Consider the following 11,936-nt stretch of genomic DNA (forward strand, 5'->3'; position numbering starts at 1 on the left):
CCACCCGGACACGACACGCCGGAGCGGCCGAGGTCCCGTGGTCCCGGTCCGGCCCGGCGTCACGCGGGCGCGAGCAGCGGACGCCACCAGTCCGCGTGGCGCTCGTACCACTGGGCGGTCTCGGCCAGGGCCGCCGCGAAGTCGGTGCGGGGCCGGTATCCGAGTTCGGCGATGATCTTGCTGTGGTCGACCGCGTAGCGCCGGTCGTGCCCCTTGCGGTCCTCGACGTGTTCGATCCGCTCCGGGCCCGCTCCGCACAGGGCGAGCAGCCGGTGCGTGAGCTCCAGGTTGGACAGCGAGGTGCCGCCCCCGATGTTGTAGACCTCCCCCGGCCGGCCCGACACGCGGACGAGTTCGACGGCCCGGACGTGGTCGTCGACGTACAGCCAGTCGCGCTCGTACCGTCCGTCGCCGTAGAGCGGGACGGTGCCGCCGGACAGCAGGCGGGCCAGGAAGCGCGGGATGAGCTTCTCCGGGTGCTGATGGGGCCCGAAGTTGTTCGAGCAGCGGGTCACCCGGACATCCAGTCCGTGCGTGCGGTGATGGGCCAGGGCGATCAGGTCCGAGGCCGCCTTCGACGCCGCGTACGGCGAGGTGGGCCGCAGGGGATCGCTCTCCTTGGCGGCCCCCTGGGGGAGGGAGCCGTACACCTCGTCGGTGGAGACGTGCACGAAGGTGCGCACGCCGTGGCGGAGCGCGGCGTCGAGCAGCACCTGGGTGCCCATCACATTGGTGCGGGTGAAGGCGCCGCCGTCGGCGATGGAACGGTCGACGTGCGACTCGGCGGCGAAGTGCACGATCTGGTCGTGGCGTCGGGCCAGCGCGTCCACCAGGGACGCGTCGCACACGTCGCCCTGGACGAAGGTGAGGTCGGGGTGGTCTCGCACCGCGTGGAGGTGTGCGAGGCTGCCGGCGTAGGTGAGTTTGTCGAGGACGGTCACCGCCGTGCCCCCGGGTCCTCGGGGTGACAGGAGGTGGCGGACGTAGGCGGAGCCGATGAAACCCGCCCCGCCGGTGACGAGGATCGCTGCGTTCATGGGGTGAGGTACACCTTGCTGTGGTCGCCGATCACCAGACGGTGAGCTTGCGGAAGACGGGGGGCCGGGCCCACGACGGCGCCGCGACCGATGAGGGACGCCTCGATGCGGGACGCCCCCTCGACCTGCGCGCCGCGCAGCAGGACGGAGTACTCGACGGCACTGTCCTCGACCCGGCAGTCCTCCCCGATGGAGGTGTACGGGCCGACGCTGGAGTTGCTGACGACGGCGCCCGCGCCGATGACCACCGGGCCGACGACGCGTGACCCGCGCACCACCGCGCCCTCGGCCACCCGGACTCGGCCGATCAGCGTGCTGTGCGCGTCGACCTTGCCCTCGATCCGGCCCTCCAGCCCGTCGAGGACGTGGCGGTTGACCTCCAGCATGTCCTCCGCGCTGCCGGTGTCGCGCCAGGGCCGGGTGGTGGTCTCGGCGCGCACGCGCAGCCCTTGGTCGACCATCCACTGCACGGCGTGGGTGATCTCCAGCTCGCCGCGTGCCGAGGGGGCGATGGCGCGCACCGCCTCGTGCACGGCCGGGCTGAAGGCGTACACGCCGATGAGGGCGAGCGCGCTGCGCGGTGTGTCGGGCTTCTCCTCCAGGCGCAGCACGTTCCCTTCGGCGTCGACCTCCGCGACTCCGAACGCGGAGGGGTCCGCTACGGGGGTCAGCAGCAGCCTGGCCGCCGCAGCATCGGCGGCGGCAAGACGCACGAAGTCGGTGACCCCCTGCGGGAGGTAGTTGTCGCCCAGGTACAGCAGGAAGTCGTCGTCACCGAGGAAGTCGCGGGCGATGCGCACCGCGTGCGCGAGGCCGAGCGGGCGGGACTGTTGCAGGTAGGTGATGCGTAACCCGAACTCTGCGCCCTCGCCGGTCAGTTCGCGGATCTCGCGGCCGTGCGACCCCACGACGACGCCGACTTCCCGGATGCCCGCCGCGGCGAGGGAGTCCAGCGCGTAGAACAGCACGGGTCTGTTGGCGATGGGGAGCAGCTGCTTGGCGCCGGTGTGCGTGAACGGCCTCAGTCTGCTGCCGGTTCCGCCTGCCAGGACCAGGGCCTTCACCTCGGCCTCCGCGGGGGCGGACCGGTCGGGGGGCGTTTTCTCACAGGTCTCTCCTCGCATGAGAGGCGTGGCGTCGCCGTGGGCACATCGACTCAAGCAGACTGCCGCACCCTCTCGCAACAAGTTTCTGAAACGATCCGCAAGCTCTTGCAGTCATCTGTGTTCAAGTGTTTGACTCAAGTCGAACCGCCAACCGTGGTGTGTCACACCGCAGTTCGCCGGTGATCGCGTACAGCCGGTCCGACGAGCAGGGACAGCGATGACAGGTTTACGGCAGACCCAGCACCTGGCACGGGAGGCCCGGCATCTGGCGCCGGGCGCTTCCGAGGAAGCCGTTCACGGACGCCGGGTGTTCGCCGAGGGGCACGGTCCCGTGCTGACCGACCTCGACGGCAACCAGTACCTCGACTTCGCCGCCGGCACCCTCACCCAGTCCCTGGGCCACGGGCACCCGGAGGTGGTCGAGGCGCTCACCGCCCAGGCCCGCCGTCTGTGGAACGTCCACGACAGCGCCACTCCGGACCGCGCCGGCCTGCTGGACCTGCTCGCCAGGCTGCTGCCCGAGCGGCTCGACACCTACGCGTTCTTCTCCACCGGCGCGGAGGTGGTCGAGGCCGCACTGCGGGTCGTCCAGGCCACCGCGCCACCGGGACGCAACCGGATCGGCGCCCTGCGGCACGGCTTCCACGGCAAGACCATGGGGGCCAGGATGCTAGTGCACTGGGACATCGGCCACCAGGCGTTCAGCGGCAACAGCGTGCTGGGCTACAGCCCTTACTGCTACCGCTGCCCCCTGGAGCTGGAGTACCCGTCGTGCGACGTGCGCTGCGCGACGCTGGTGCGCCGGCACATCGCCGAGAAGCCCAACGTCTCCGCGCTGGTCTTCGAACCCGTCCTCGGCGCGGCGGGGGTCATCGTGCCGCCGCCGGGTTACTGGGAACGCATCGCGGACGCCTGCCGGGAGGGCGGCGTCCTGCTCGTCGCGGACGAGGTGCTCACCGGCGGCGGACGTACGGGGGCCTTCCTCGCCAGTGACCTCTTCGGCGTCGAACCGGACCTTGCGATGCTGTCCAAGGGCACCGCGAGCGGGTTCCCCTTCGCCGTTCTCGCCGGCCGTGCGGAGCTGCTGCGCAGGCCGGAAGCGGCCACCTCGGGGGCGTACGCCTCGACGTACGCGAGCAACCCGCTGGGCATCGCCGCCGCCCGCGCCACGCTCGAGGTCGTCGAGCGCGACCGGCTGATCGACCGCGTACGCGTCCTCGGCGAGATCATGGAGGACCGGCTGCGCGTCCTGGAGTCCCGCTTCGACCGGCTGGGCCAGGTGCGCGGCCTCGGACTGCTGTGGGGCCTGGAGTTCGTCACCGATCCCGCCGCCCGCACACCCGCGCCGGAGACGGCCCGGGCCGTCTACACCACGGCCCTGGACCTGGGACTGCGCACCTCCCTCGGAGGCCACATCCTGCGCCTGGCCCCGCCGTTCACCCTCGACGAGGCCCTGCTCGAGGAGGGTCTGCGGCTGTTGGAGAAGGCCCTCGAACGGGTGATCGCGTGATCGTGGCGGAGCACCTCGTCAAGGAGTTCCGGCTGGCCGAACGCAAACCCGGCCTGCTCGGCAGCCTCTCCACCCTCCTCACCCGCCGCCACCGCGTGGTGCGTGCGGTCGACGACGTCTCCTTCGAGATACCGGCCGGCACCAAGACGGCCTACATCGGCGCCAACGGGGCCGGCAAGTCGACCACGATCAAGATGCTGACCGGCATCATGACCCCCACCTCCGGCCGCTGCACGGTCGCCGGCCTGGAGCCGTACCGGCACCGGCAGCGCAACGCCCGCACCATCGGCGTCGTCTTCGGCCAGCGCAGCCAGCTGTGGTGGGACCTGTCGGTGCCGGACTCCTTCCGCATCCTGCGCCGCGTCTACGACATCCCCGAGCCGGTCTACCGGCGCAACCTCGACCTGTTCCGCGAGCTCCTCGACATCGACGCGCTGGGTTCGACCCCCGTACGGCAGCTGAGCCTCGGCCAGCGCATGCGCGCCGAGATCGCGGCGAGCCTGCTGCACGACCCCGCCGTCCTGTTCTGGGACGAGCCCACCATCGGCCTCGACATGGTGCTCAAGGACGCGGTGCGCCACCTGGTCAACCGCGCCCACCGGGAGCTGGGCACCACCGTGGTGCTCACCAGCCACGACATCGCCGACATCGGCGCGATCTGCGACAGCGCCCTGGTCGTCGACCACGGCCGGGTCGTCCACCAGGGGACCCTGAAGGACCTGCTGCGCACCGCCGACCACCGCTCGGTCGTCTTCGACCACCGGGACGGCACCGCGGCCGGTACCGTCCGCGCCCGCATCGAGGCCGGTCTGCCGGGCGTGCGCGCCACACCGGACGACGGCGGCCGCATCCGCGTCGACTACCCGGCCGGCCGCTACACCTCCCGACAGGTCCTCACCTTCCTCCTGGACCACTTCGACCTCGCCGACTGGTACGCCCCCGAACCCGGCCTGGAGGACGTGCTCCGCAAGATCTACGGCCGCGCACGCGTTCCCGGCGACACACCCGGCGGGGCCGGCCGTACACCTGACGGTGCCGCATGACCGCCCGCCTGCGCCGCTACACGCCGTTCGCCACCAGCGGCCTGCAGTCCCTGCTGCAGTACCGCTCGATGTTCGCGATGACCGCGATGACCGCGGCCGCCGGCGCGGCGGTGACCGTCTTCCTGTGGCGCGCCGTGTACGCGGGCACACCCGGCCGCGGGCCCGGCGGCTTCACCGTGGAGGACATCACCACCTACCTGCTGGTGGCCCAGATCCTGCAGGTGCTGCACACCAACCGGGTGGACGACGAGGTCGCGGCCGAGGTGTACCGGGGTGACGTCGCGGTCATGCTGGTGCGCCCCGTCAGCTACCCGGTGATGCGGTTCTTCGCCTGCCTGCCCGTGGTGGGGGCCAACGCCGTCCTGGTCGGCCTGCCGGTCCTCGGCCTGTTCGCGCTGCTCGTCCCGCTCACCGCGCCCCGGCCGGCGGACCTGCTGCTGTTCACCGTCTCCACCGTCCTGTCGGTGCTGCTGGCGTTCTGCGTGAACCTGCTGACCGGCATGACCGGTTTCCTCACCACCAACACCTGGGGCGTGCGGATGGTCAAGCAGAGCGTCGTCGCCTTCTTCGCCGGACAGCTCGTGCCGCTCGCGCTGATGCCGGGCCCGCTGGCCGCGCTCGCGAAGGCCCTGCCCTTCCGCGGAATGATCGACAGTCCCCTGACCCTGCTGCTCGGCCGCTACGACGGCTGGGCGGAGGCCGCTGGGCTGGTCGCCCAGCAACTGGCCTGGGCAGTGGGGCTGTCGCTGCTGTGCGCCGCGCTGTGGCGCACCGCCCTGGGACGGCTGGAGGTGCTCGGCGGATGACGCGCACCATGACGCGGTACCTGCGGCTGGCCTGGTTCCTGGGTGGGGTGGGCCTGCACCGGCTGGCGACGTACCGCATGGACTTCGTGCTCGGCGCGGGCGCCTTCCTGGTGCGGGTCGGCATCCAGACGGCGGTCGTCGGCCTCGTCTTCCGGCAGGTCCCCGCCGTGGGCGGCTGGTCGTACCACGAGGTGCTGTTCCTGCTGGGGTTCTCCCTGCTGCCGCGCGGGCTCGACCACCTCTTCACCGACCAGTTGTGGGAACTGGGCCGCAAACTGGTCCAGCGCGGAGAGTTCTACCGCTACCTCGTCCGGCCGGTCGACCCGCTGTTCTCCTTGCTGTCGGAGCGCTTCTTCCACCCCGACGGGCTCGGCGAACTCGTCGTCGGCGCCGTCCTGGTGGGGTACGCGGGGAACGAGCTCGGCCTGTCGCTCAGCCCCGTGCAGTGGCTGCTGGCGCCCGTGCTGGTGCTGTGCGGGGCGCTGCTGCACACCTCGGTGAAGCTGCTCTTCGCCTCCCTGTCCTTCTGGACGGTGACGAGCATGCCCGCGATGTACGCGGCCAACCAGGTGTCGGAGTTCTCCGCCTACCCCCTGGACATCTACCACCCCTCGCTGAAGGCCCTGCTCACCTGGGTCCTCCCCTTCGCCTTCACCGCCTACGTGCCCTGCGTCTACCTGCTGAGCGGCGGGACCGGCCTGCTCGGCTGGCTGCCCGTGGTGACCTCCGGCGCCCTGGCCCTCGCGCTGACCGTCTGGCGCCGCGGCGTCAACCGCTACGAGATGACCGGGAGTTGAGCCTGGCATGTTGAGAAACGACGATCTGGGCCCCCTACTGCGCACCGCCCCGTGGATGCCCGAGGACGGCCGGCGGGCCGAGCGCTTCGAGTGCGTCGACCACGCGGACCTCGGCGCCACCGCCCGCCTGCTGGTCGTGGCCGCCGTCGGCGGGCCGGCGTCGGGACGGCGCTACTTCGTGCCGGTGCGGTCCGCACCCACGGGGCACGGCGCCGAAGAGGCGCACGGAAGCGTCGAGTTCGACTCCGCCGTGCTGGACGCGGTCCGCGCCGGACGCCGGCTGCCCACCGCCCGCGGCGGCCGGGTGCTCTTCCGCGGCGCGGGACTCACCGCGCACTCGGTGCGCCGGCTGCCGTTCGAGCGGGGCTGGTCCTCCAACGTGCTGTCCCTGGTGGAGAGCGACGGGACCGCCTACGTCCACAAGACCTACCGGCGGCTGGACGAGACCATCCGGGAGCCGGAACTCCTGCGGCTGATGAAAGGGACCGGCCGCACCCCCGACTGGGCGGGCGACTACGCCTACGCCGACCCGGCGGACGGCACCCACCGCCCGCTGGGCGTGTTCTACCGGTACGCCCCCGGAGACGGGATCGACCTGCCGCTGAGACACAGCATGCGGTCCCTGTGGCCGAAGGTGACCGGCGGACGGGCCCCCGGCCCACTCGACGACGTCGTGCGGGCACACCTGCGCCCGCTCGCGGACAACCTGCGCGACGCCGGGCGCTTCCTGGCCGGCTTCCACCGCGACCTGGCCGGCCGGCTCGGCCGGGGTCCCGTGCCGCCGTACCCGGTACGGGAGATGCTGGCCCGGGCCACCGCCCGCACGGACGCACTGGCCTCGGCGAACATCGACCTGCCCGAGGCCCCGCGCACCGCCGCCTTCACGGCCCTGCGGCAGGAGACCGCCGCGCTGCGGAGCGCCTTCGACGCCGCCCCGGCGGGGTTCCCCTCGGGGCCGTGCCACGGCGACCTGCACCTGTCCCACCTGCTGTGCCGGCCGCGCGACGACGGAGGCTGGTCGATGAACGTCATCGACATGTCCACCCCCGCCCTCGGCCCCGGTGAGACGGGCTGGGCCGCGCAGTCGCCGGTCCAGGACCTGGTCGCCGTCCAGCGCGCCCTGGAGTACTTCACCGCCGACGAGGCGGCCTTCGAGAGCGCACGGCGCCTCGGCGTCGACTCCATGGAGACGATGCGGGACGCGCTGGACGGCGCCGGCGACCGGCCGCCCGGGCAGCGCTCCGCACTGCGCCCGGTCTTCCACGCCGCCGACGTCTGGCGGGCGCACGTGCTGCGGCTGCTCCTCGGACGCACGGTGGACGACCCCCTGCGCCGGCTGCTGTACCTGGACCGGCTGCTGCACGAACTCGCCTACAACACCGACCACGCCCGCCCCTACCACGCCGCGATCGACCTGCGCCACGCCCTCGCGCTCGGCGCCCGCACCCCGGCCCCGGCCCTCCCAGCAAGGACGTGAACGTGACCGAGCCCCCGATGCACATCATCGAGACCTACTTCGAATGCTGCGGCTTCGACCACACCTTCCTGCAGGGCGGCACCTCGGTGTACCTGTGGAACCTCTCCCGGGAGTTCGCCGCCCGCGGGCACCGGGTCTCCCTCGTCACCCCCGCACACGGCAGACTCGACGACCTGCGCGGCAGGTACGAGGTGGAGGACCTCGGCTACTCGGACGAGTACGTGCTGCCGCTGGTCCTCGACCCGGAGGTGTGGCACGGCTTCCCCGCCGAGACCGGACTGCCCGTGCGCACCACCGCGCACCGCATCCGCCTCGACGGCGTGGACCTGTACTTCCTGTCCAACGAGCACCTCGACCGGCTCCCGGACACCTTCTACCCGCCGTACTCCGCCAAGGGCCGGGACCTGGTCTTCTTCAAGCCGCTGGTCTTCCAGGTGGACAGCGTGCGCTTCCTGCGTCACTGGTTCGGCGGGGAGCGGGCGATCGTCCACGCCCACGAGCCCTTCTACCACTACCTGCTGCCGGCAGCGCTGCGCGACGACCCGACGAAGCACGTCGTCAGCACGGTGCAGAGCAACATGCCGATCACCAAGAAGGTCTACGCGCCCGAGGTCCGACGCCTGCTCGAGCTCCTGGGCACACCGGACGGCCTGCCGCAGGAGCACCCGCCGGCCGGGCCGGACCTCGAAGCGGTACGCCAGTACCAGCAACTGACCCATCTGCACTACGAGTACCCGCCGGACCACGTGGCCGTCTACCGGTTGGTCCTGGAGAACGCCGACCTGATCGACTTCCTCTCGCCCGGCCAGCTCGACTTCTACGCCTCCTTCCGGGACACGCCCTTCGAGGCGCTCTTCGCGCACCTGCCCCTGGCGCAGGCCGTGAAGGAGAACGCGCACAAGATGTTCGTCGGGGGCTGCGCCATATCCGACCAGTGGCTCGCCTGGGACCCGGGCGAGGTGAACCGGTCGGCGGTGCTCGAAGGGCTGGGACTGGATCCCGCGCTGCCGACGTTCTTCCACAACGCCCGCTACGCCCTGCACCACAAGGGCCAGCTGGAGCTGATGCGCGCCGTCGACCGGGTGCTGGGCGACGGCCTGGCCGCGAACGTCGTCGTGCGCTGCATCTCCGGCGCCCCGCTCGACGACCCCTACTTCCGCGAGGTCGCCGAGCGGCACCGGGGCCGGCTGCACCTGGAGTCGGAGCGGGTGGACGAGCGGCGGGTGTTCGAGTACGCGTCGGCCGCCGACTTCTGCCTGTTCCCCTCCAAGTTCGAGATGGACACCTTCCTCATCGCCCAGGGCGAGGCGATGGTGTGCGGGGCGGTGCCCATCGCGACGGCGCAGGAGGGCATGGCGCACTTCCGGCACGCCCGGCCCGAGCCGGAGACCACCGGCCTCGCCGTCAACCGTTCCTTCGCCGAGGACGACCCGCTGCTCACCGCCGCGCTCGCCGCGCGCATCCGGGAGGCGGTGGCGCTGTGGTCCGACGACCCGGCCCGCTACCGCGAGCTGTCCCGGCGCGCGGCGGCGGTCGCCCGGCAGTTCACCTGGGAACACTGCGCGGACCTGCATCTCGCCGCGTTCGGCCGCCTGTGGCGGGGCGAGCCGGCCGAGCTGCCCGCCGAACGCGCCCTGCGGCACGGCTGGTTCGACCTGCTGAAGGACGAGGAGATCACCGAGGAGGCGGCCCTCGCCCACGGCGACCCGGCGGCGTACGCGCGCCGCGCCCCCGTCGACGCCCCGGTCGCCCGTCGGTTCTTCCACGCGGCCTGGGAGCGGGCCGACTTCCGTACATGCGAACGGATCGTGGACCGCCACCCGGCCGCGGTGGCCGCCGAGGAGGTGCGCGCCCTGCGGGAGCGGTGCTCGGTCGGCGGCGACGGCGGGCTGGTGTACCGGCTGCCGCACGCCGAGCGGGTGGAGCTGGTGATCCCGGCCCCGCGCGGCCCGGCGGTCCGGGCGCTGCCCGGGGTGCGGGAGCTGCGCCGCACCGCGCCCGGCGTGTTCGAGGGACCGCCGCCGCGGCCGGGGGCGCGGCTGCTGCTGACGCTGTCCTCCGGCCGGGTCACCTGGGACGAGGCCCGTCATGGCTGAGCGGGGAGGGGTGCGCGCGGTGCTGCTGGCGGGCGGCGAGGGACGGCGCATGGGGCCGCTGGGCGAGGGGCGCCTGAAGCCGCTCGTCCCGTACGGAGGCGCCTGCCGCCTGATCGACTTCAGCCTCGCCAACGCGCGCGACTCGGGACTGGGGGAAGTACTGCTGCTGTCCCAGTACGAGGAACGCCGGCTGATGGACGACCTGTACCGGGTGTGGAACGGCGACCCGGGCTTCCGAGTGCACTTCGGGCCGTACGACGACGCCTACCGGGCCGCGGGCGCCGGGCTCCCCCGCGAGCTGCCCGCACGTACCTGGCCGGCCGAGCGCGGTACCGCGGACGCCCTGATCCGCAAGGCCGGGCACGTCTTCGGCGGTGACCGCGAGCAGGTCCTGGTGCTGCACGCGGACCACGTCTACCGCTTCGACTACCGGCCGCTGATCGCGGAGCACCGGGCCTCCGGCGCCGCCCTGACCGTCGCCTACCAGCGGATCGAGCGGCGCTGGGTCCACCTGTTCGGGATGGTCCGCTTCGACCGGGCGGGCCGGCTCACCGAGTTCGTGGAGAAGCCGGCCGAACCGACCAGCGACCTGGTGTTCGCCGCGTTCTGCGTCTTCGACGCCGCGGTGCTGCACCGCTACCTGGAGAAGCTGGACGGCACCGACTGGCAGCACGACATCAGCCGGGACGTCATCCCCGCGATGCTCGCGGGCGGCGAGGACATCCGCGGCCACGAGGTAGCCGGCCACTGGGAGGACATCGGCACCGTCGAGCGCTACCACCGGGCGCACCTGATGCTCGCGGCCGGCGGGCCGCGGGCCGGGCTCCCGGTCGAACGGATGCCCAGGACCGTCCGGCCCGGGGTGGACCGGGGCTGGGTGGCCGACGCCCCGGGCGTGGTCGCCTCGTTGGTCCCGGCGGACCTCGTCAACGACGGCCGGGTGGAGCACAGCGTGCTCTTCCCCGGAGTCACCGTCGGGGCGGGCGCCCGGGTCCGGCGCAGCGTACTGCTGCCCGGTGCCACGGTCGGCCCCGGTCAGGACATCGACTCGGCGGTGGTCCTGGAGAACGGACAGGTGCAGCGGGTCGAGGACCCCGCGGCCGTCGCGGAAGGAGCCCGTACATGAGCCCGTCCCCTTACGACGTCCTGGTGGTCGGCGGAGCCGGCGTGGACACCGTCGTCCGCGTCGAGAAACTGGAGGTCCCCCCGGGCGACTCGCTGCACGTGCCTCCGGTGTACGACTACGTGGCGCACACCGGCAACGGCGTGGCGCTCGGCTGGCACGCCCTGGGCCTCACCACCAAGTTCATCGACTTCCTCGGCGACGACCCCCAGGGTCACGCGGTGCTCGCCGCGTACGCCGGGCACGGTCTGGACTTCAGCCACGTGGTCTCCCCGCACGGCACCCCGCGCGGCGTCAACCTGGTCGACGCGCAGGGCCGCCGCTTCTCCTTCTACGACTCCCGGCACCCCGCGGACCTGCGGCTGCCGCGCGCCTTCTACCTGCCCCACCTGGAGCGGGCGCGCCATGTCCACCTCTCCATCGTGGGGCACAACCGCGACCTGTACGAGGACGTCCACCGGCTCGGGGTGACCAGCTCCACCGACCTGCACGACTGGGACGGTGTCGACCCCCACCATCGCACCTACGCCCTCGCCTCCGACTACGTCTTCATGAGCGCCGCGGCCGTCCGCGACCGGCTTCCGGAGGTCCTGCACGGCATCGTCGACGAGGGCCGGGCCCGCTTCGTCGTGGCCACCGACGGAGCGGACGGCTGCCACGTGCTCGTGCGGGGCGAGGCTGGGGTGCGCCACTTCCCGGCCGTGCGGCCGGAGCGGCCCGTCGTCGATTCCAACGGAGCCGGCGACGCCTTCGTCACCGCGTTCCTCCACGCCCACTTCGAAGGGCGGCCGGTGGAGGAGTGCGTCCTGGCCGGATCGGTGTCCGGGGCCTTCGCCTGCGGTGCCGCCGGCACCCACACCGAGTTCATCGACCTGCCCGGCCTGCGCGGGGGGGGGGGGGGGGGGGGGGGGGGGGGGGGGGGGGGGGGGAGGGGGGGTAGA

General features: G+C 72.6%; 10 protein-coding genes. 8 read left to right on the forward strand and 2 right to left on the reverse strand.

Annotated elements, in window-relative coordinates; translation table 11 throughout:
- Positions 1 to 59 precede the first annotated feature (59 nt).
- Both rfbB and ACZ7G3_RS26430 read right to left on the reverse strand, forming a co-directional pair.
- Positions 60 to 1,037 (reverse strand): dTDP-glucose 4,6-dehydratase, encoded by a 978-nt coding sequence (gene rfbB / locus ACZ7G3_RS26425; protein ID WP_470928503.1) that lies wholly within the window; start codon positions 1,035 to 1,037, stop codon positions 60 to 62.
- On the reverse strand, positions 1,034 to 2,101 hold the full coding sequence (locus ACZ7G3_RS26430) for a glucose-1-phosphate thymidylyltransferase (protein ID WP_470928504.1): 1,068 nt from the start codon (positions 2,099 to 2,101) through the stop codon (positions 1,034 to 1,036). The genes rfbB and ACZ7G3_RS26430 overlap by 4 nt, the downstream gene beginning before the upstream one ends.
- 259 nt (positions 2,102 to 2,360) lie before the next feature.
- Between ACZ7G3_RS26430 and ACZ7G3_RS26435 the strand changes: the two genes are divergently transcribed.
- The 8 genes from ACZ7G3_RS26435 to ACZ7G3_RS26470 all read left to right on the forward strand — a co-directional run.
- Positions 2,361 to 3,653, forward strand: coding sequence for an aspartate aminotransferase family protein (locus ACZ7G3_RS26435; RefSeq protein WP_451691766.1), 1,293 nt, complete (start codon positions 2,361 to 2,363; stop codon positions 3,651 to 3,653).
- Positions 3,654 to 3,655: 2 nt separating this feature from the next.
- Positions 3,656 to 4,696, forward strand: coding sequence for an ABC transporter ATP-binding protein (locus ACZ7G3_RS26440; RefSeq protein WP_470928505.1), 1,041 nt, complete (start codon positions 3,656 to 3,658; stop codon positions 4,694 to 4,696).
- Complete coding sequence (locus tag ACZ7G3_RS26445) at positions 4,693 to 5,502, forward strand: ABC transporter permease (RefSeq protein ID WP_470928506.1); 810 nt, start codon at positions 4,693 to 4,695, stop codon at positions 5,500 to 5,502. Before ACZ7G3_RS26440 ends, ACZ7G3_RS26445 begins: the two co-directional genes overlap by 4 nt.
- Positions 5,499 to 6,299, forward strand: a complete 801-nt coding sequence (locus ACZ7G3_RS26450) for an ABC transporter permease (RefSeq protein ID WP_470928507.1) — start codon at positions 5,499 to 5,501, stop codon at positions 6,297 to 6,299. The genes ACZ7G3_RS26445 and ACZ7G3_RS26450 overlap by 4 nt, the downstream gene beginning before the upstream one ends.
- Before the next feature lie 7 nt (positions 6,300 to 6,306).
- Entirely contained in the window at positions 6,307 to 7,776 is a 1,470-nt protein-coding gene (locus ACZ7G3_RS26455; protein WP_470928508.1) for a phosphotransferase, read from the forward strand.
- Positions 7,777 to 7,778: 2 nt separating this feature from the next.
- Positions 7,779 to 9,872, forward strand: a complete 2,094-nt coding sequence (locus ACZ7G3_RS26460; RefSeq protein WP_470928509.1) for a glycosyltransferase — start codon at positions 7,779 to 7,781, stop codon at positions 9,870 to 9,872.
- Positions 9,865 to 10,998 carry a sugar phosphate nucleotidyltransferase gene (locus ACZ7G3_RS26465; RefSeq protein ID WP_470928510.1) on the forward strand — a complete coding sequence of 378 codons (1,134 nt, stop codon included), beginning with the start codon at positions 9,865 to 9,867 and terminating at the stop codon, positions 10,996 to 10,998. The genes ACZ7G3_RS26460 and ACZ7G3_RS26465 overlap by 8 nt, the downstream gene beginning before the upstream one ends.
- Positions 10,995 to 11,936: carbohydrate kinase family protein (locus ACZ7G3_RS26470; RefSeq protein WP_470928511.1), on the forward strand; the 942-nt coding region annotated here is incomplete at its 3' end. The genes ACZ7G3_RS26465 and ACZ7G3_RS26470, both read left to right, overlap by 4 nt.

The organism is Streptomyces sp. NPDC037271 (genome assembly GCF_055603605.1).

Coding starts and splice junctions, on each gene's coding strand:
- ACZ7G3_RS26445 (WP_470928506.1), top strand. CDS start 4,693: ATGACCGCCCGCCTGCGCCGCTACACGCCGTTCGCCACCAGCGGCCTG.
- ACZ7G3_RS26465 (WP_470928510.1), top strand. CDS start 9,865: ATGGCTGAGCGGGGAGGGGTGCGCGCGGTGCTGCTGGCGGGCGGCGAG.
- ACZ7G3_RS26450 (WP_470928507.1), top strand. CDS start 5,499: ATGACGCGCACCATGACGCGGTACCTGCGGCTGGCCTGGTTCCTGGGT.
- ACZ7G3_RS26435 (WP_451691766.1), top strand. CDS start 2,361: ATGACAGGTTTACGGCAGACCCAGCACCTGGCACGGGAGGCCCGGCAT.
- rfbB (WP_470928503.1), bottom strand. CDS start 1,037: ATGAACGCAGCGATCCTCGTCACCGGCGGGGCGGGTTTCATCGGCTCC.
- ACZ7G3_RS26455 (WP_470928508.1), top strand. CDS start 6,307: ATGTTGAGAAACGACGATCTGGGCCCCCTACTGCGCACCGCCCCGTGG.